Annotated in this window: 13 protein-coding genes and 1 tRNA gene; 4 read left to right on the top strand and 10 right to left on the bottom strand. The window is 42.2% G+C overall.

The window, feature by feature from the left end; translation table 11 throughout:
- Positions 1-6: 6 nt before the first annotated feature.
- From A0256_15435 to A0256_15420, 4 genes are all read right to left on the bottom strand, one after another.
- Positions 7-1,689, bottom strand: coding sequence for a hypothetical protein (locus A0256_15435; GenBank protein AMR32715.1), 1,683 nt, complete (start codon positions 1,687-1,689; stop codon positions 7-9).
- Between the two features lie 303 nt (positions 1,690-1,992).
- On the bottom strand, positions 1,993-2,262 hold the full coding sequence (locus A0256_15430) for a hypothetical protein (protein AMR32714.1): 270 nt from the start codon (positions 2,260-2,262) through the stop codon (positions 1,993-1,995).
- 294 nt (positions 2,263-2,556) lie between these two features.
- On the bottom strand, positions 2,557-3,198 hold the full coding sequence (locus tag A0256_15425) for a hypothetical protein (GenBank protein AMR32713.1): 642 nt from the start codon (positions 3,196-3,198) through the stop codon (positions 2,557-2,559).
- The gene (locus A0256_15420) at positions 3,198-4,439 is read right to left on the bottom strand and encodes a hypothetical protein (GenBank protein ID AMR32712.1); all 1,242 of its coding nucleotides are present in this window, start codon (positions 4,437-4,439) and stop codon (positions 3,198-3,200) included. The genes A0256_15425 and A0256_15420 overlap by 1 nt, the downstream gene beginning before the upstream one ends.
- A gap of 546 nt (positions 4,440-4,985) precedes the next feature.
- Between A0256_15420 and A0256_15415 the strand changes: the two genes are divergently transcribed.
- Positions 4,986-5,057: transfer RNA gene (locus tag A0256_15415), tRNA-Met, on the top strand.
- A gap of 287 nt (positions 5,058-5,344) precedes the next feature.
- Here the strand turns inward: A0256_15415 and A0256_15410 are convergent.
- From A0256_15410 to A0256_15390, 5 genes are read right to left on the bottom strand one after another with little or no spacing between them, the layout of a single operon-like run.
- Complete coding sequence (locus tag A0256_15410) at positions 5,345-5,668, bottom strand: hypothetical protein (GenBank protein ID AMR32711.1); 324 nt, start codon at positions 5,666-5,668, stop codon at positions 5,345-5,347.
- A gap of 28 nt (positions 5,669-5,696) precedes the next feature.
- Positions 5,697-6,158: a hypothetical protein gene (locus A0256_15405; protein ID AMR32710.1), complete on the bottom strand. Its 462-nt coding sequence runs from the start codon at positions 6,156-6,158 to the stop codon at positions 5,697-5,699.
- Between the two features lie 30 nt (positions 6,159-6,188).
- Positions 6,189-10,325: a hypothetical protein gene (locus A0256_15400; GenBank protein ID AMR32709.1), complete on the bottom strand. Its 4,137-nt coding sequence runs from the start codon at positions 10,323-10,325 to the stop codon at positions 6,189-6,191.
- A gap of 29 nt (positions 10,326-10,354) precedes the next feature.
- A complete protein-coding gene (locus tag A0256_15395; GenBank protein AMR32708.1) occupies positions 10,355-11,716 on the bottom strand; it encodes a hypothetical protein in 1,362 nt (453 codons plus the stop codon).
- 18 nt (positions 11,717-11,734) lie between these two features.
- Complete coding sequence (locus tag A0256_15390; protein AMR32707.1) at positions 11,735-15,640, bottom strand: hypothetical protein; 3,906 nt, start codon at positions 15,638-15,640, stop codon at positions 11,735-11,737.
- Between the two features lie 231 nt (positions 15,641-15,871).
- Here A0256_15390 and A0256_15385 point away from each other — a divergent pair, with 231 nt between their 5' ends.
- The 3 genes from A0256_15385 (at position 15,872) to A0256_15375 (ending at position 19,882) form a co-directional block, all read left to right on the top strand.
- On the top strand, positions 15,872-17,035 hold the full coding sequence (locus tag A0256_15385; GenBank protein ID AMR32706.1) for a hypothetical protein: 1,164 nt from the start codon (positions 15,872-15,874) through the stop codon (positions 17,033-17,035).
- Positions 17,036-17,185: 150 nt separating this feature from the next.
- Entirely contained in the window at positions 17,186-17,905 is a 720-nt protein-coding gene (locus A0256_15380) for a hypothetical protein (protein AMR32705.1), read from the top strand.
- A gap of 108 nt (positions 17,906-18,013) precedes the next feature.
- Positions 18,014-19,882, top strand: coding sequence for a hypothetical protein (locus tag A0256_15375; GenBank protein ID AMR32704.1), 1,869 nt, complete (start codon positions 18,014-18,016; stop codon positions 19,880-19,882).
- A gap of 2 nt (positions 19,883-19,884) precedes the next feature.
- Here the strand turns inward: A0256_15375 and A0256_15370 are convergent, their stop codons facing one another.
- A complete protein-coding gene (locus tag A0256_15370) occupies positions 19,885-20,706 on the bottom strand; it encodes a hypothetical protein (protein ID AMR32703.1) in 822 nt (273 codons plus the stop codon).
- Positions 20,707-20,901 lie beyond the last annotated feature (195 nt).

Here is a 20,901-nt window from a genome sequence, read left to right as displayed (position 1 = left end):
ATTGTGTTATTTATATTTCCAATAAGCAATCGCCCACTGCGATATCGTAGTGGCTCTCTCGAAGATATCTAATGGCCCCCAGGCTGCTTTTGCCGCCGTTACCCTTGCTATTGACCAATCTTTTAAGTATTCCTGGTAAAAGCCTTTTTTGATTTCGTATTCTTTATTTTTTACCTGATTGTTGGTCTCCGGGTCAATCACAAACAGGTTACCTATATTGTTGACAATAGGCAAATATGCACTGTTATCTATTTCGCCCGCGTCGTTAACTACGTTTGTAACAGCGTACCAATAGTCCGTTCCGGTTTGCGGGATTAAATGCTCCAACTGGTAATCATGGATGATCCTAATACCTCTTTCGCCTTCTTCATGATGACGAAGGATAATCCTCGCCGGATAGTTTCCATGATAACTTGCCCAGGCAACAAGCATTCGGAACTGCTCATCATCAGGTGCATCAGCTTTTAGTGTCCGGATGATCAATTCGAGCGCTTTGGTTTTATTATTTTGTAATATCTCGTCCTGGCTAAGTGTCTCATCGCTCTTGTCAGCTAAGAAATCAACATCTTTAAACCATACCACAAATTTACGCTCACGCGACCTTTTTCTTGAAATTGCCATCCTGATTTGGTAGGAGGCCAGCGCTTTAAGAAAATCTTCTTCAAAAATGCTCTTTCTGCCAAAGGCCTCGCTATATTGGAAAATCAATGTTGTAAAATCCCTTCTTCCCAAGTCCCTTAACACCCTTAATGATTTTTTACCTTCAATTGTGATTTTTAAGCCCCCCGGGAAATGCTTAGTAATGGCCTCCACCGCTACATGCCAGAATAAATGAAAAACTTCACTGAATTCAGCAATGTTCAAGGTGTTAATTGTCTGTGGGAATTGCTTTGTAATTTCTTTGAATAATGAATTTTCAGAAACGAACTTTTGGGATTTATAGCGTGTTAGAAATAGTAGGAATGCTGTAGAATCATCTTTCAAAGGCAATATTTTTTCTTCCCATATCGAGCCTGCGATATCTCCCACGTCCGACCTGCCGCAAACAAATGCTTTTACTAAATCAGTAGGATTCAAAGGTTCACCTTTGCCGTTAAGGCCTATAAATAAATCCCAGGCCTTGGCGTAATCATCTGCAACGATTACTATGAATTGAGTGTAATCCCGTAGAAATGCAGAAAAAAGGTTAGCGTCGGACAATTCCTTTACCTTTTGGCGAAAGTAATTTGCGCATTCCGCCATTCTCGTAATACCTTCGATTTCTTCATTATTCTGGCTGATTTTAAGAAAGGTTGATGCATCTTTTGCTGACACTTTTAATTTGGAATCTTTACCTAAAAAGGTCAAAATTTGATGTAGTCGCTTTTGCTCAATTTCATCAGTGAGACGTCTATAGAGATACCATAATAAAACGTGGAAAGTCGTCGTTCGTTGCTGCCCATCAATAATGTCATAACTGCGCTTAATGGCATTTTTGACGAATACAACCGGACCCAAAAAATAATATTCAGGTTGCTCATTACGATCTAGGGCATCTAAATATTCCTTAAACGCATCTGTTAAATCCTCCCACAATACTTCAAAGTTTTGTGTATCCCATGTATAAGGGCGCTGATATTGCGGAATGGTATAAATATCAACTTCTGAATTATTAAGAGTAGCGGCAAGACTTAATGCGTCAGCTTTCATGAATAATTGTAAATTTTAAGGTTAGTGAGTTAAAATGTAGGCTTTGAGCAATACCGTATGTTTATCGGACTTAATTTAACTTTTGTATCATCAAGTTTAGGCAACTATTTTAGAGTACAAGTATAATCATTAAGGTAATTGAAATATTATGAATTCTTTAATTATAAAACCAATCTCAGTTTGCGGTAAGCTTTAATAAAGTGTTGTAAAATTTAATTGAAACTTTAGTAGTCTTAAACCCTGGATGATCGGTGAGTTGTTCAAGTGTTATCTGTCGATTTATGAAATTCAGATTGTTATTTATCATTTACCAACTACCTGAACAATGTTCCTATTTTCATCCAATTCGCCAGTGGCGACTTCCATTATTTTCAAATTTTCTTTATTCGCTAAATAATTATAGATCCTGAAGTATTCCATGAAGCCTAAAATTGATGCTACAGGTCTTCTGAATTCATGCGACTGAATTTGTGCTATATGTGATATTCCGGGAGGCTTGACGACCAGGCTATTCCGTGCGCTTTGGAGCACTGGGTTGTGTAGGCAATTAGGGAAATCGTAATCAGTAATCAACAAATTAATATGATCAAAGTGTTACGGAATCAACTGTTTGCTATTCCGGATGGTCAATGGCACCGGAATGTCCATGCTATTGTCTTCAGATTCCTCAGAAAAATCTAACCATATACACTTCGAATAACCATAAAGTTTCAAATTGTCACATCGAACGGTTCAAATTCTTCCCTAGCGAACAAGGATGGTTTTTGTTAATTAAATATGCATTATAGGAAAGTGATGATCTCTTAACCTCTGATCCTAATCAATATATAATTGCATAAATCGAACAAGCTTATATGGTTATATAGTCTATTTTTTAGCACCTGATTTCCGGGCCGGTATCAATGCGTGCATGGCCGTAATAGCCTCTTTAAGTTCGGGCACATTTTCATAGATCAAGCCAAGATCAAGCGCATCTACAAAACCTGCAACACGGCGACCTTTTTGGTAATGTTTCTTATACCGGTGAAACAGCTCTGAAAGAACCCTGTTATTAACCTTATCCTTATTGGGATAAGCATTCATCTTCCGTTGCTTGACAGGTACTTGCAAATGTTTGTATATACCCCCGAGGTCGTGAAAAAACCAGGATTCCAGATCCTGCGTAGCAATCAGTCCGTGGATTTTTTTGATACGTGACCCTTCATAAATAAACTCCTTCTCCAACTCGGCTAACCGTAGCAAAGCAGGCGTGCTTCGATCACCTTCTCGGTCGATGGCCACAAACACATTTATATCTTGGCAGTCCTGAAAAGATTTATTTTCCAGGTACGCCTTGATCTTATTTCTTACCTTTTCCGTTACATTATATACACCCTTCAGATTCCCGAAATTATGACGGATCGCTCGTTCGGGAATATACTTCTTAAAAATCTTTTTATAAAAATCATCTTCTGTTTCACCCTCGTAAAGAAACAGGATAGAATTCGGGTTCTTTTCCGTCTTGGCCACTAGTCGAACTCCTCCTCAGTTTGCTCAAAAAATAATTCATCAGCAAAACTGCTGCTCCCCGAACGCAGGCGCGTCTTTAACTCCTTACGGGAGCTGACATTTTCAAACTCGCTCATCCCCATAGCCGTAGTTCGGCTGGTAATGATTTCCTCCAGTTTGCTTTTATTGAGTAATACGATGGAATGGGACGTGATGATGAACTGCTTATTTTCGCTGAAACTTTTCAGGAAAGCTACCAAGTCCATCAGCGCTTTGGGGTGCGTCGAATTCTCAGGTTCCTCGATAAAGAAAATATCGTGATCACTGTTCAGCACCTTGACGATAAGTGCGATCAAAAGAATACTTCCGTCGGAAAGCTCCTTCAACGTTTTCAGGCTGCTCGCATGACGAAAACGGAGAAATTTGATTTCTTCTTGGTTTGTCTTTTGTTTGTCGCCCATGTAGAATCTGACCACGTTTACATCTTCGATGCCAAGCACGTTGTAAAGAGCACTTTTGAAAATATCCCAGTTTTCACCTTTTTCCAAGTTAAGGACTTCACTTTCAAGATCAAATGCAACGACCCTACCATTATAAAGCCCTAAACGGTCCGTGCTATCGTTTTTGGTGAGCTCAGTGTGCGAAAAATAAAACACGGGTGTCTTTAATACTTGGCTTAAACACTGTTGCGCATCCGTATAAGCCTCATTCGATCCGCTGCTAAGCTGTAGAACACGTACGAGGCTGAAAGTATCGGGCACACCGTTTTCAAACTTGAATTTCGGGAAATCACTGCCATACTGGACCTCGTTCTCATGACGAGCAAAAATCCTCACAGGGGCGCCGGTTTTACCATTTTCCTTATAACGAAAGCTTTCGCTGTCGATATAAAATATTGGGAGTCTCGACCGTTCACTGATCCGGTAACGAATACGGATATAGTAGGTAAATTTCCGGTTGGTTTCTGTGTTTTCAAATTCCAATTCCGCAGATATCGCCGGGATAGCTTCTGCATCTTCGGTAATTATCCAATTGTTAGGCAATGCATTGCTGTACGACGTGCCTCTGAATCCATTGCGAAATGAGGCAGTCACTTCTTCCGAAGCGCTGTATAAAATGTAGTTCAAGAAACCGAACGACTGAATAAAATTAGACTTTCCGGAGTTGTTTGTGCCGATAATCACGTTGTAATTATCGAAAACCAGTTCCGCAGATCTGATATTCCGAAAATGTTGTAACCTATAACTCGCTATTCTGATCATTGCGTTTGATTTTAAATAACATTAACATTAAAAACAGCCAAATATAGCCAAAAAATAGTTTAATGTGTTCTATTTTTTAAAACATTACACTTCCTCAATAGCCTATGCGTAAGATTTTTTACAGCGAATAAGTGGAATGGGAATGTCTCATTCCCACCGCACTTTTTACTAAATTTTTTTGAAAAAGATGATATTGCAATCCCTAACAACAGCCTGACAGATTTCGACTCCTGAATCTTTTGCTGTGTGCAAAAACATCACCGTTGCGACAAGCGCATGCATAAAATCCAAAGTTTTATTTGTTCCGGCTTGTTCACCACTCTTCGTTGCTCAGGCGGATTTAGGCCGCCGTTACCGATTTCAGCCTTTGTCTATTTCAGATTTCCCTAGGTCTATTTTCCGCCAGATAACGAAAAAAAAGACAGCGAAGTTTTCGACCGCAGTTAAAAGCCGGAAACATTTTGTTACAAATATGTAACAGCGCAATCTTGACCAATTTGAAAAATAGTCTTAAATTAGCCTCTGTAAATCACGAATAATGATTTTGCCTCATGGTAAGTTGGTTACCGCAAAAGACTCATAATCTTTTGGTCCCTGGTTCGAGCCCAGGTGGGCGCACAGAAATCCAATAAAATGACCCCAAAAAGCCTGTAAATTAATTAATTTACAGGTTTTTATTTTTTTAGCTAAAGCAAACTAAATTAAAGTTTAAAATCGTTTAGAATGTGTCCGTATTCGATAGTGCTAATCTCGCTTTTAGAAAATTCTTGCTAGTTGCACAGTCTAAAACGATTTTCTTTATACGCTTGTAAAGATGGCTCAGATCATCGGCTTATAAAACCCGCGACTAATTTTGCTAATTTCCGTTCGCTTACAGTGGGGCTGCTTTTTTAATTAAAAGCATGTTAAATAAGTTTTAGCGCAGTGTCAACCGCTTTAGACAGTACATCGAGCGCTGCATTGGCCGCATTTTGCGCGGCTACTTTTGACAGGATAGCGATAGAATGAAGTTCAGATACCAGGATGTCTTTCTCGTCAGCAAGCCTTGCCAAAAAAACATCGTCGTTTATATCATTTGCCAACCGCAACTGCATAAGGAGTTCGAGGCGAAGTTTTTTATCCTCTACATAACCAGACGCGGCCGTTTTTACTAATGGCCAATCTTCTTTTACACTATTTTTTATAGCACCTAGCATATTTGCCAGCACTTCGTTTATGTCTATTTGCATGGTCTGTTAATTAATTGGTGGTGATTATTTATTTGGCATTTTTCAACCCGTGCTCGGCTATTAACAGTGGTTTCCAAAAAGCCTTGATGAATGCCTGATCGGCCTTTACTTCGCCATCAGAGAGCGTGTTATTTTTTTTATGTTCATCACGGTATTTGGTAAAAGCAGCTTTTAAGTTATTAATGATAGCAAGCATATCCGTGTTTTTTTGCCGGATCTCGTTTTTTAGTTGTATAGAATTTATCACGGCCTCTACCGACGAATACCGTTCCGAAAAATCGATATACTCCCTTTTAGAAGGTTGTGCATCTGCCAGGTCCAGGTATAGCTTATCATTTAACATGGCACCGTTGACTATCTCTGCTTCTATCCCGGCGCTATAGTCTGGCACCAGGACCACCCTGCTGCAACCCGATAAAATAACTGCTAACAAATAGATCAACCATTTTGCTTTGGTTACCTGTCTAGTTTGATTAATAAGTGTATTCATATAACATTCTGTTTATTGTTGTTTGTAAAACTATTTTGTACAGCAGATAAACGGCACCTCGGTTAACGGGGAGGTCCGCAATATTCTGTATAAACCTAGCTGACTACTTAATGGCATCGATTCGTCGGGTTGCGCCTCAACCGGCTTTGTAAGGTTTTGTTGCATATAATCTGCTGCCACTTCGTCCATGTTCAGCCTTACGCCCGCTATAACATGTTCTTTGACATTCTCAAAATCAGATATATGTTCGGCTATATTTCGTGTATGGCCAAATACTTCAACGCTAACTACGCTCAGCGGCGAATCTATCGGTAAACCGTATAGTGCTAGCTGCTGCTCAATCTCTTTATTCGTCCACTCAGTTTGCGCGTATTTGGGCGCATCCCGGTCAATTGCAACGTTTAGATTATACTTTTGCTGCATAAACTGTAATTGCACCTGGGGCGACCAGGGCTTACCGTTAAAATCCACATGCATTTCTATTTTTTTCTTAAAGCTGTCCCTGCTTTCTGGTACATACTCCAGTTTTCTTTCAGCTATCAAAATATTGCGATACCCCAAACCGTCGGCCTGTGATACCTGGGCATAGAGTAAGCTCCAGATAGCTGTTTTTGGCGGATTTGCGGTTACATTTTGCCCGTTATAAACCGCCATGGCATATGGCGCGCTTACACTAATCTTTATATCGTCGCGATTAACTGTGCAAAGTAAATTTGGCGCAGGGTGCTGCAGCCCGGTTAACCTAAAGGCCCGGCCAAACCTGCCTTGCGCGGTACTCCAGAGTTTTTCTGTATGCCCATATCTAAATTCGTAAGTATGAAAGCCAAACAATTCCGCGCTTTCGCTATGCATACCTTCAGGCAACGGTAACAAGTAAAATTGCCGGCCTGCATCTACAGATTTTTCCATCTTTTGCATTGCTTTCAAGCCAAAATGATCGTGACCCGAATCGGGCGTTATCACCCTAACATGTTCCGGATCTAGAGGTATCGGCGGCTCCGCCGGAGGTTCGTATAATAGTGGGTGATTATTGCTGATCAACTGGTCGGGAGAATAGGAAAGATGCCGGGCAAATATTTCATCTCTATTATCTTCAGGCGCGGCATCCATCTCCAACCATAGAAAACGTTTTCTGGCATCGGTAGATGAATATTTATCGTTACGCACATAAGGTGATAGTGCTATGCCCGCTCCTATTACCTTAGGCAACTGTGTGGGATTGATAGTTGCAGGCAGCAATATATCTTTTGTTTCAAAAAATTCCACATCAGGCACAACCCCGTCTATAAATCGCGGCGTAATCTTGTATTGTGCCAATATCGTATCGGGGAATTTACCTGGGGCAGGTAAAGAGTCTATCACATCAATTAAAACAACTTTTGTATACTCTCGATGGATAAAACCATCATCTCCAGCCTGTATGGCTTGGAAGGGGGCTATACGCCTAAGTTCCATCGTGCCTATAAGGTTATAGGTCAAGTTGTCTGCTTTAGTTTTACGCTCATGAACATCAAAAGGGTTATCTTCCGTACTTTTTCGGCGTTCTATTTCAAAACTTAAAGTGTTTAAGCCGTCCCAGCTCCAATCGCGGTTAACGGTAAGGCTTATTACCACGAGCCAGTGATGCGTAAGTTCATTTTTACCGGCAAAAGTAATACTACTATTATCAGGAGCCAGGCTGTGCCTAAGCAAATTGCTGCACCAAAACTGAACCCGCTCGCCTTTATTGGCTGCCAATGTCAAGCCGTTACAGGCAACATCCAGTTGTTTGGCAAACCGATGTAAAATATCTGGCAGCCCTTCACTTATTGGAACGGTTTGCTTAACAGTGATCTTTCCGGTGTACTCGGGCTGAGGATCGGGCTGCAGGTAAATTCCCTGTAATAGCCTTGCATCATCTAAGCCGGCAAAAAGCTGAGGTTCTTGTACGCTATCCTTGCGTAATTTTAAAACTGTAGGCTTACCATAACGGCTGTCCAAATCTGGATCCGTTGAAGAAGACCCCCAGTAATCATCTGAACCATCTGCAACAGCGCGCAGCGTTATCCTGATGTTACGGCAAGTTGGCAATATTATTTCGCCACTATCGGCAATTATCGTTGCGTCGTCGTTAGCATTGCCAAATGGGTGGTTTATAGCTGTCAGGTTTAAAACCTGGTAGTCTTTATAATTTAAGGAAATGGAAAGATCGCTTTCATAATCGTCGGCAAATTTGCGCCTGCAACTGTAAAGGGTTATGTAATTTTGCTTCCCATCATCGCTAGCCAGATTATCCATTTGAAGCGTCTCCACCTCAACTTTAATCATCACAGCCACTACATCCGGATCGGCCAAACCAATTTGAACCTTCGCTTTGTTATCCTCGTTAACTATAGTTAGCTGCGCAGCAACAGATGCTTTCAGCAAACCTATCGCATCGGTGTATTTTCCTGTATAAACTACCGATGGATACCCCATTAATGGTCTTTTCAAGACAAGCATGTTGCCATTGAAATTAAGATCATCGGTAGATGTTTTAATATCCGCCTCGTTTACAATCCGCAATGCAAAAGGCGCCACATATCTTTTAAAACGAAGACTAGCTACGCTGCCCGGCCTGTTGCCGGTTGGTTCTCCAGCAATGGCGGGGCTGCCACCTGTTAAATCGGCCAGGCGTACTTTAAAATCATAAGCATGGCCATATTTTAATTTTACATTAACATTGGCCGTATAAGTGTCGCTAACCTTTACATTGCGGTTTTCGGTAACGCCTTCAACCATTTGGAGGGCCTGTGCGTTGAGATAAATTTCTGCTGCTGTTTTATCAGGTATCACCAACGAGCAATCGTTCCAGTTGGCAAAATACATTGGTAGCCAGTAGTTGCTTGTAGCAACCCCAAAAAGCTTAACCGGGTAAACCTGAAAAGGCAATTCACCTGCGTAGCTGCCAATATTGATGTTTTCCAACATCATGTTGCCATTACTGGTTACGGCATTAAGGCTTTCCCACTCGGCGCCTGATATTTCCGCATCTTTTACATCGATGTGATAACCGGCTATACCCAGCGGTGCATCTAATCTGCCGGCACCAGCAGCAACGCTATCGTCTTTTGCCAATTGCCGTAAATACCAGGTTAAGATCTGTTCGTCATCCCAGCCAAGGCGTATGCCAGCTTCTTTTTGCGGATGAAATCCATCCTGGCTTTCGGCAAGTAAGTTAGCGCTTACCGGCTGGTTTGCATGTATGATCTTTATCAGGCCATTGTTATAATCTGCCGCTTCGATGTACAGATCGTCATAAGCACCATCCGGACTATCGCCGGCATTTACCACGGGGAATAATACTGAAGCGAACAACGCTCTTGCAAGAAATTTTCCATCTGCAGCCTTTTTTAGAGACGGGATACGTGCCGCATAACGTTTTACAAAAAAATCACTGGCAAGCGCAATTGATTTTGCCTGTTCTGCGGCGTATAGGCTACCCGCTGCAATATCTATATAAAGCCAACCGCCCCGCTTAAAATCATCAGGTGCTAATGTTATTTGCGTCTTATAAAGCAGGCCGGCTTTTTCTGCCATCAGCGGCTGCCTTAAAAGATGCGCGTATACTTTACCCCAACTTATCTTATTGCTTTTGGGGATAGATGCAGGCTGCTGCTGATCGCGCATGGCGCAGTGATAACTGTCATCAGTGACCGCGTTTGGCAACCGTGGAGACGTAAAATTAAAAGCCTTACGATAACTTACCGGCAAATATTTCTTTATAGCTGTACTTCTTTCTTCAGCAACCGGCGCTTTTTGTTCTTCGGGTTGAGCTGCGTTGTCTGAGCTGTAGGTTTCATCAATATCAAAATATTTTGGCCTGCCCTCTTCATCCCTGGCATCCCTAAGCGTTTTGTAGATATCCGCAATTTGATCGGAATAGACAATATTTGCCCAATCTGCCCTTTCATCAGCTGCAATTTTACCCGGGAATTCGTCGGGGTTATTTACAACCACAATGTTAAAAACAAGCTGCGCTGTGGCAAAGGGAGCTGCCTGCCCTGCATCGCCAAAAATTGTGTTAACCGGCAATAATGGGTTGATATTGCGCGGAATAAAAAGAAAATTAACGGTGAGGGTACCATCCTCTTTGACCAGCTGAGGGAAGGCCATCAGCGTAAACCGTGTATCTTTAGAATTTGCCATAGCAAGGATAAGTTTAATTTGATAAATGGTTATGCGATCTGCCTGGTCTCTTCCCAACTTTCATGGAAACTAATATCAATAACCAGGAATATACTTATATCAAGGCCGAAAGAGACGCTTGCCTTGCAGCTTGTAGGTGCGCCAGAACCGGGCTTTATAATAGATCCTTTGGCTTCGATGGTGATGGTTACACCAATAAGGCCGCCTAAAATTTCTGCATGCCCACGGAAATACATAAATGCAGTTACGATGATTGTTTGCGATGAATCGACATAGATCTCAACCCCTACCATGAACAACACGCTTACATTACCAATAACCGGTAGGCCTACCCCTATCTGGGCGCCAAAGCCAAATTTCATGGCCAAAGCAATAAGCGGGCTGGTATCTGCAGCCAATTTAAGGTCTACGTTACCAACGGCGTAAATGGTACCCGCACCAACAGTTACGCACATTACCTGCAACCCACCATGGAATTTGAAGAACGCCCCGGCAGTCGGCAAAAGCTGTGACGGATCTGTAGTTACCTTTAACGCGGCATTAAAGTAAACGCCCAGGCTCATGCTGGCTTCCAGTTTCAACGGAACCTGTGGAGATTCATAAAGAGCTCCCAATGGAAAGCGAACCAATGGAATGTCTTTTGTAGCCTCGTATTTGTACTCCCAAATATTCGCACTGTTGCTCATGGCTACTTTGAGACCTTTTTGAAGCGCATCTTTATAGTTACCCTGGCTGAGCTGTGAAAGTATCTCCAGTATTTTTATCACCGGCTCAAGCGCATCGCTAAATTCTATCTCAGGTGTAGGTAGTGTGTTGCCATCAGCGGTTTCTTTACTGCCAAAATTAGATTCCTTTCCTTTTTGCGCATTAAAGTTGCCTTTTATGGTCATTAACCTATCAAACGGACCAAGATTTACCACCATGGCTAAATTATTCATACGGCCCTTCCATTGGTCGGCCATTTTATTGGCGAATGAATCTACATCATAATCAAGCTTGCCTTTAAAATTGCCCGCACTACCGCTGGCTTTATATTCAACAAATATTTTCAAGCCGGTAACATCAATTAAGGTGTATTCCAGGTCGGGTAAATCAAATTTGAAGGCGGCATTTAAAATCTCATCTCCCTTTTGTTTGATAAGCTTATACCCCTGATCCAGCAATTTATCACCTTCCTTTTTTAAATCGATACTGAGTATCTCATAAACCTGTTTGCCGGCATCCAACACATCGCCGGCCATATCTGCTGCTTTCTCAAAAGCCTGCAACGGGTTGCCATTATCATCTGTACCCGTTAATAATTGAATTGCAGCACCCAAATTATCACTTGCATTGCCGATATTGGGGAAAATGCCTTTAGTATTGAGCAGGCGATGTGCATCTGCAAGCAAAGGTGGCGTTTTGCTTAATCACGAATTAAATCCTGTCTTAAATGAAGGAGTCAAGAAAAGCACCTTTTGCGTATTTAAATTTTGAAGGAAGCCAAAATTTATCGTGTCTGCTCCCGGTAACCTCAAAATTTCTGCAGGATGCGCAATCCTTAATAAGTTATTAGCGTCATCCGGATTTGCCAGGCTATCTTTAGCCCACTTACCTATGCGAATAAGCGGAACGGAAAGGCTTTGCGTTAATGGAGATACCGTGCCATCACTTACCTGGTGGGTAACCATACTCCAGCTGCCGTCTTTAGGTAAAACAACAGAACCCCTGGCGGCAGCTACAAATATTGGGGCATCTACATTGTCTAGTGAATTGTTTACATCAATACGGTTTAACTTCATGTACTGGTTGGTCCCCGCTACTTTTATAGTGCAGTTTACAGCGCCCCCAATAGAATTATTTTGAGATTGAAGTAATGACCTAAATAGTTCACTGCTAATAGCCGTACCCCTCGGCGAAAGCTGCACATAGCCCAATAGCTGTTTAGATGGCACAAGATTGTTTGCACCCGCCCCTTCAATTACGTCCTCTATATCAAAATCAGCATCAAAAGTTAATCCCCTTAAAGTAGCAGTTTCCTGGTAAGTTGGGCCGTTGTAAACCACCTCTGCATTTGTGTTCGGATCAAAAATTCTATCGCCATCCTTAATGTCCATTTTGCCGCCATGGCTTAGCTCATTTTCGCGGATGTTCCGGATGTGATATAAGCCTTTAACAATACCAGTGTGTATTTCATAAGGGTTGGCGCTGTCTCGTACACCAAAATAAAACTTGCCATCGCTTTCGGCCTGCCAACCGCTATCTACGCGGCCTACATAGCCATTGCTCAGCCGGAACAGGGTAATTGTGCGCACCACAAAAATGCCCCAGGGATATATAACGCTTTTTACCTGCACTACCTCATGGGCAGTGCGGCCGCTTACGATATTAAATGTGGCCTGGCTGGTTTCAGCAAAAGCTGCACCTTTGTTGTGCCAGTCGCTAAAGGCGTTGGCACCATAGCCGCTTAGCCCAATACGCGTAAGCGGAACTCCGGGCCTTGTAGTATCCTGCGGATTGGCAGGTGCCTTGGAAAACTCCCCGTTAAAGATACTTTCAACGCTTGAACCCAGCGTACTTTGGTTATTGAATTTGCCATACATATCCAACACGTTGACCAGCTGAAAAGTAAGGCCCTGAAAAAGATTATCTTCCCCGCTTTTAAAAGATGAGCCGGCTGCTAGCTCCAATTGAATACCGCCATGTATATATTTATTGAATAAAGGTTTAACATTGCTGATTGTCGGCAGGTTGATTTGCCCCGATTGGTTATTCAAGATCGTCATGGCCAACATGCCAAACGGCAAATTAAAAACCGCATAGGTTTTGCCATCCGTCTGATGTTGATACATTTGCGTTAGGTATTTAGCCATGGGTATTGGCGAAAGGGTTACCGGCACGGCCGACGAATTACCTATCCTTGTTGCAAACCCATCATCCGGAAAATAATTCCAACCCAGAGGCGGGTCATTTGAAGGGTTCGGCCATTCGGCTGATGGTTCCGGGTTTGGTGCCGGTGGGCTCACATTTAATACCGGCTCCCAGGCTACCTGCGGTACCGTGAACGCACGGGCGTTATATCCGGGGGTAACAACATTAAGCCCGCTTACCTGTATTGGAAAGAGCGTGCCCCCCTCCCTATTGCTGTTGAGTTCGACGCCCATGCGGCGCATAAGAGCAAAGTTTTGTTGAGTACCGGTAAATGCAATTCCCATTTGGTTAGCCTTGCTACTGACGTCAAGTAGTGAAAAGGCTTCTAAATTCAACTGGTCGCCGACAGGTAACTGGCGCCGATTGAACACCGAAGCGGCAAATGTTTGTAGGCCGCCATCTGGCTCAACACCTATTGTACTATGGGTATCTGTTGCAGCCACCGACGGTTCGAGGTTGCTGTAAAATAATTTAGAATGGTCAAGACCGTCAATTTGGGCGCCTGCAGCATCGACCGCGCTGGCACTGGCCCTGAGTACCGTAAATTGTTCTTTTAATGGCGCGAAATGAAAGGATAGGCCAACTTTCCCTGCTACTTCACCCGAATTTTCCCATTGGACACGACATACCAGCCAAAGCCAAACCTGGGACCTGCCGCGATTCTCAAACTGGCTTTTTAATGCGCCAAGGTTAGCGGCGTAGGGATCTGGCAAGGTAGGCAGATAGGAGAGCAAGCCAAAAGTTAAATAAACATTACCGGTAAAAACCCTTTTTAACCCATCTTCATACTCCCCTAAAAGTACTGCACCGTTAGGCGGGGTAACCGTAAATAAAGCGTTATGCATAGCTAATGCATATGGTTTTACTACCGGTATCTGGGTAGAGTGAAGATTATTATCCCATAAGATATTATCATCATATAATATTATTCCCTTGTTTGCTTTAGTAGCAGACAAAGCCACAATAGAATTTTTCGATTTTACCGCTACTGCTTCGCCATTTACCTTAACAGGCCTATCAACCTTAAAGTCTAGGTCTACAATTAAACTGAGCGCCTCAATCCCTTGAGAAAGTGAATTATATAAAAATAGTGCCTTTTTTAACAGTTTTAATTCAATAGTTGTACCAAAACTACGCTGTTCATCTCGCCATGCCTCCAATACATGGCGATAACCGCTTCCATTGCTTTCAAGCTCAGTTACACCAATGCGCCCCGGTTCAACAATAAAAAACGGAGCGGGGAATGCAAGTGATCCGTCCATACCTACTATATCAGCCAATATGCCTTTACCACAGGCTATCAGAAAACCACCGTTGCCATCGGCTTCGAGCGGTTTAGTGATGTCGATGGTCGCTGTAGCAACCGTCCACCAGGCGTTTGTAATGGGCGCGCTTCCATCTAGCTTCAGGAAGGGTGATTTGGAATCGGTTACTGTAAAATTTGCGCAATCACATTTTATCGGGAAGCAAATTCGATTTAATATTCCATTGTAGCCCGAAGGCAGGTTGCCATTGTAACTAAAGGTGTACTGCTCACCGTAAATCTTGCAGGTTAAAGCAGATATCTCCTGTATGTTTTTAGTATTTCCGGTAAAACTAAAATTAAATGTCTCGGGCAAAAGTAATTCACAGGCTGTGGCGTCTAAGCCATAGGTATCGTCTGCAGCCGGTAGCGTGGCAACTTTTTGTTCCAGGTTGAGTGCGATGGTTGCGGTGGTGGTTGCGGCAATGGTTACTTTATCGCCGTTAAACACAGGGGCTGCGCTTAATAAAAGTGAGCCGCTTTTTACCCTCAGCCCAAAATACAAGTCCTGTGGTGCAGCGGCATCAAATATGCGCGCTGCTATCCATATCGTATTAGCATCAATGGAATATTGCTGCGTCAACCCTGGTTTTGTACCTATTGGTCTCCGTGTTTTTGAAAGGAATGTACTTTTGAACAACAATGCTGGTAGTGCATTACCCTGAATATACAGCGGAATCAGTTTTTGTATCCGGATAAAATCAAAGAAGAGGTCTCTACCGCTAATATCTTTTAAAGGCCCAATAGTTTTTGTTATGCGTGCCCCTGCGGTAATTTTAGTCATGCTCCCTGCAATTTGCGTCGAGCGTATAGGGCTGTCTCTAACAACCACATGCATTTCATTATCGCCAAGTTGCGTATCGGTCTTATTTACAACCCGGTCTTTAAAATCGGTGCTAACCTTTTCTCGTAGTCGCGACGCAAAAAAATCGGCGTTTGCAAAGGTCAGGCGTTTTGTAGCATCCGGGCTTGTAGTTTGCGAAAGCAATACAGATTCAAGTGTTTGTTGCAGGTCGTCAACACTTTTTTTGTCAGTTGCAGATGATACCTGAAGGTTACCGGTTATGCTGGTCAACAGCCGGGAAATTTGATCTCTTGTCATATTATAAGGTTTTTTGAAGCAAGTAGATGAATACCAAAGTTATCATCCCTCAACACAAAAAAAATAGCTACTAGTAGCCATTTACCGGATGGCCATACAGAAGCTTAGCCTATGTAAAATCTGATAAATAGCTACTTATGGCTATTGACATAAAGTTTAGCTAGCCATAGATTTATGTCGCCTATTAAGTGTTCACCTGCCTGGGTACCCATAAATTCAAATACCTCTTCTATGAAAACCTTAATTATCGTACTTTTTTGTGGTTCTGCATGTTTTACAAATGCTCTTGCCTTACAGGTAGATAGTTTAAATGAAACGAACGTCAAATCGGAGATATTAGACATTAAAGCAAGGGATATTCTGGCCCCTGGCACCAAGGCCAAAATTATTAGGGTTGATTATAAAATTAGCATACTGATAAGTAATCCGAAAGGATTTTTGCAACAACGCCCAACCGACCAGACTAAATTAATCTTATATGCTGATGGGTTACCTTTAAAAGGAATGACCACCCCCTACTTTGAAGAAATAAGGCAGCAAGACATCAATGACAAATCAAAAATATGGCCCGATAAACTCTGGGTGCCGTTTATTTTCAAGAGAGATAGCACTAATAAAAATGCCTGGAATAACCTGTTCAGACTTGCCCACTGGAACGAAAGCCAAATCAAGATAGGGCTTTCTCTAGGCTGGCAGGGTATGTACCCGTTAGGTTACGGTACCAAAAGTACCATATCTGATATAATTGTATGTTTTTACGAACCCCGTATATTTTGGATTGTGCTGGCGACATACTTCGCGTTTACGTTTTATTTTATATACCTATGCTCTTCAACCGGGCTAATAAGAGATCCCGATAGAATAAATGCAACATTAGGCCCCTTTAGCCTTGCACAAACACAACTTGCATTTTGGACGGTTATCATCCTTGGGGGTTTTATTTATCTTGTATTACTTACAGGCTTGTCAGACTCGCTGAATCAGTCAAGCCTGGTGCTGCTAGGCATAAGCGGCGGTACCACCGGTGTTGCCGGTTTTATTGACTTTTATAAAAAGCAGGAACAAACCAAAGCCCAAATGACAAATGCTGTGCTGCCAAGCACAGCGACGTTCCTAAAAAAACACCGCAGTTTTTTATTAGATATCGTATCTGACGGGATAAATATCAGCGTACAGCGCGCGCAAATACTTTTATGGAACCTTGTGTTAGGCGCCTATTTTATATGGTATATTATTAGCAACAAATCAATGCCCGTTTTTAGTGACACGCTGCTTTTACTTGCGGGGGTAAGCTCAGCGTTATACTTAACTTCGAAAGGGCCAGAAAACCCCCGGATACCTATGGAAGCAGATATTAAAAACACAACAAATACAGGGAACGAAGCAAAGGGCTAAACGTTTAATTACTAAATATTTACAAGTATGAATCAATCATTATACAAATTTCACCCAAAGTAAAAAAAGCCGAAATATTGACTGGATTTCTTGATAGTATTGATTAATAAATAGTACCTTATCAAGTAAAGAGAAATCAATATTTCAACCATGAAGGTCCACACCCAAGCTGAATTTCAGCAAGATTGTAGAACAAAGCTTTTTATTGTTGGAAAAGATCTCTCCAAAAACATCCTGCGCATAGAAGATGTAGGCGATTATTTACCCGGGAGTGTAATGGTACAAGATCTCGGTGTAATGACCAATACTTACATGAATGAATATGGATGCGATTTTTTGAAACACAGTCGTGAAGAGCTCTACCTGATGGGTGATGAATACTTTAAAAAATTCTTTCCGGTAGAAGAGATAAGTGTTCTTAAAACAGAACTTGTAAAACTGGTAAGCCATGGCGACCGTAATAATATGCAATCCTTTTACCAGCGTGTAAGGCCCGATGCGTCAACTGATTATACCTGGTATTTCACCACATCGCGTCTGTATCCTACTATTACGCAAGACAGCCCTTTAAAAATGATTCATGTGGCCATACAGGCAAATATGCTTAGCTACGCGGGCAAAAAGTTAAAGAACCTGGTAGAAGACGATATATTCATCACCAAAAATTTAGCTCGTTTCAACAATCTCACCTTGCGCGAGAAAGAAATAATCAAACTGATTGTAGAAGGAAAAAGCAGCAATGAAATTGCTGATACGTTATATATTTCTAAACACACGGTTAATAATCATCGCAAAAACATTATCCATAAACTGGAGATCACATCACTTTCCCAACTGATCAAGCTGGCTGTTTGCTTCGGTTTGTTATGAAGCTTAAAATAGCTACTTATAGCTATTTTATTATAAGCATTATTTATTCAAATTGCTTATAAAAGTGGGCATTCAGCCCGTCGAAACAACTATAAACCCCTATATACAATGAGTGTAGAAGTTGAAGCAAACACGTTTCATGCAGGTATTTGCATGGCCGGGGCCGTATCTGCGGGCGCCTATACAGCAGGTGTGATGGACTACCTTCTTGAAGCCCTTGAAAACTGGGAGCGGGCAAAAACACTTCAAGCTCAAGGGAAACTGACCGGTATACCTAAACATCGTTTTAAAATAGAAGTGTTAGGGGGCGCTTCGGCCGGGGGCATGACTGCCGCTATTACAGCGGCCGCCGTTCAGTCAGCGTTCGCTCCAGTTTATCAAGCGGACCAAAATGATAGTGCGAAAACGGACCAAAATCCGCTCTATAATTGCTGGGTTAATCTAAAAGAGCAGGGTGATAAAGATATGATGCATCATATGCTGAATACAGATGATATTGAAAACGATATTAACGATAACAAAAGCAAAGAAGTAAGAGCCGGGTTCAACTCATCGTTTATTCAAGAAATAGCAAGTAATATGCTCGACAAAAGGGTTGAGAAAGAAAAGGTTTATCAACGCCCCTATTTCGCAGCCGACGCTGATGTATTTACGACCATCACTAATTTACGGGGCTTTAACTACAAGGTAACTTTTGAAACAAGCACGGGGCCGCGTGAACATCGAATGAAAATGCATCGTGATTATGCATTTTTCAGGCTTGGCGAAAACGGTAATAACGACGGCCGCATACCCGTAAACTTTAATGCGCCTAATGGTTTAAATACAAATATTTTAAAACAGGCGGCAATGGCGACAGGCGCGTTCCCCGTTGGGTTGGAAAGCCGGGACCTTGAAAGGTCAACATTAGATATTGAGCAAAACAAGTATCTCAATTTGATGCTAACCGGCAAACTTGACGATACAGCTACTGTTAAATACGAGTTTTTACCCGCCGAAGAAAATTTTCTTACCTTAAACGTTGATGGAGGCGTTATCAATAATGAGCCTTATGATATTACCCAAAACCTGCTTAACGACAGGCAGAATATATCAGCTGCAGCGGTAAAAACAAGTGCAGCTGATTTTAACAGCCTGGTTTTAATGATAGATCCCTTCCCCAACGATGACGAACCGGAAACAAGTTCTTATGTAACTAAACGAGCATGGAGAAATGTGCTGCCATCAATCCTATCTGCTATGAGAGGGCAACTGATGATGAAGGACGAGCAAATTAAACGTGCTTATTTAAGTGATGACTATACGCGCTTTTTGATTATGCCGGTTAGGTATAACGATAAAGGCTTATCGGAAAAATATACCATTGCCTGCGGATCCTTAGGTGGTTTTGGAGGATTTTTCTCAAAAGATTTCAGAAAGCACGATTTCTTTTTAGGCAGGCGCAACTGCCAACAATTTTTACACCGGCATTTTACTGTACCACTCTTGGCTAATAACCCTATTCTTACTTTTGGTTATGACGGAATTAATTTTGACGCCGATGCTGACGGGAAAGTCTATCTGCCCATAGTGCCCGATATACGCGTAACAGGTAATGATACCGATGGCTATAAAGTGGTAAAACCTGGCGAAGAGGCTATAATTCCGTATCCTAAAATCAAGCTTTCCTACCTATTGAATTTAAAGAACCCAATTGAAAAACGTATCCAATGCATATTAAACAACATACAAAACATTGCTGAAAGTGATGCCGCTGATAATAATTCGGCGCAAAGCTGGCAAAGTAAAATAGTGCCCCGTATCCGCAAGAAATCATGGTTCCAGAAACTTATTAATAATGCTGTTACCAATAACCTGATGAGCTTATACCTCACTATAGGCAAAAATGCAGGTAAAGGCTCTGTAGCGGATAAGTGTATCGATGTAATTATCACGGATATGGAAAAGCGCGATTTGATAAACGATGATCTGGCTTAGCCTTATGGCTTTACCAGGAATTTTGAGGCTACCCAACCCTCAAGGTCCATTACACCATGTACAGTATCAATAACATCAACAAAGCTCCAGGTAGTGTCGGTTTTTAAAACGCTTACTTTTGTACCACTGGGCAAAGCATCGATTAAGGTTGGGAATGTTGTTGCAGGGCCAGACCGAATGTTAAGTACGGCTGAAGTTATATACTCGTCGATCGTCGTGTCTTCCCGGCCCATTGTTTTTGAACGGAAACTGCCCATTGGAAAGGCAGGCCCCGGGTCTGATTTTCTGATAGGCGATATATCTTCATGGCCCAAAACATCTTTTAGCTTATAAGTACTTGTGAGCAAAGCCCCGATCTCCGTAGCCACTTCCATCTGTATGGACGTATAGTCTTGCCACGCTGCCGGCTGCGTCTCGTTTTTATGCGTTGCAATTATAACGTTATCGCCGGCTACTTTTTGCATATCTACCGGGCAAAACCATTTGTCGCCGCTTTTAGCAAGGCGCCCGCCATTAACCAGCTCAATACCTATCGCAAACTGATTCATGCCCACCAATCCCTTCCATTGGCTTTTGCCGGCATGCCAGGCAACCCTGTTAAATGGCACAAATTGTGTAATTGCACCATCGCGCCCAATCAATAAATGCGCCGAAGCCTTGGCAACCGGGCTCGGGAACCAGCTCAATGTAGATTCAGTCGTCGTAGCCGCGCTGTAATGCATGATTAGGTATTGCGGGATATAGATTCCTCCCATATTAGGCGTAGCCTTGAATGGGATTTGCGCACCGTTGTCGGCAAACAGCAGGTCATGTTCAATTTTCATAACGTTGGTTTATATTTCTAATTAAAATATAATTAACCAACTATAAAATAGCTACTTATAGCCATTTTAAAAGGCTGAATGCAACCCCGGTTCAGCAAGGAGCAGCTAAATTAACGGGGGTGCTGTCATGTCAGCAGTGTACTATTTTTCTGATTTACAAACTCAAAATTAATTGATCAGGTGATTGACTTCGTG

The sequence above is a fragment of the Mucilaginibacter sp. PAMC 26640 genome (assembly GCA_001596135.1).
Classification (GTDB): domain Bacteria; phylum Bacteroidota; class Bacteroidia; order Sphingobacteriales; family Sphingobacteriaceae; genus Mucilaginibacter.
The sequence above is the reverse complement of the archived record's forward strand: the minus strand, read 5'-3'. Positions and strand labels throughout refer to the sequence as shown.

What these genes read in the sequence shown, in the direction of transcription:
- A0256_15400 (AMR32709.1), bottom strand. Translation starts at nt 10,325, where the DNA reads ATGGCAAATTCTAAAGATACACGGTTTACGCTGATGGCCTTCCCTCAG.
- A0256_15385 (AMR32706.1), top strand. Translation starts at nt 15,872, where the DNA reads ATGAAAACCTTAATTATCGTACTTTTTTGTGGTTCTGCATGTTTTACA.
- A0256_15380 (AMR32705.1), top strand. Translation starts at nt 17,186, where the DNA reads ATGAAGGTCCACACCCAAGCTGAATTTCAGCAAGATTGTAGAACAAAG.
- A0256_15410 (AMR32711.1), bottom strand. Translation starts at nt 5,668, where the DNA reads ATGCAAATAGACATAAACGAAGTGCTGGCAAATATGCTAGGTGCTATA.
- A0256_15420 (AMR32712.1), bottom strand. Translation starts at nt 4,439, where the DNA reads ATGATCAGAATAGCGAGTTATAGGTTACAACATTTTCGGAATATCAGA.
- A0256_15435 (AMR32715.1), bottom strand. Translation starts at nt 1,689, where the DNA reads ATGAAAGCTGACGCATTAAGTCTTGCCGCTACTCTTAATAATTCAGAA.
- A0256_15390 (AMR32707.1), bottom strand. Translation starts at nt 15,640, where the DNA reads ATGACAAGAGATCAAATTTCCCGGCTGTTGACCAGCATAACCGGTAAC.
- A0256_15370 (AMR32703.1), bottom strand. Translation starts at nt 20,706, where the DNA reads ATGAAAATTGAACATGACCTGCTGTTTGCCGACAACGGTGCGCAAATC.
- A0256_15375 (AMR32704.1), top strand. Translation starts at nt 18,014, where the DNA reads ATGAGTGTAGAAGTTGAAGCAAACACGTTTCATGCAGGTATTTGCATG.
- A0256_15405 (AMR32710.1), bottom strand. Translation starts at nt 6,158, where the DNA reads ATGAATACACTTATTAATCAAACTAGACAGGTAACCAAAGCAAAATGG.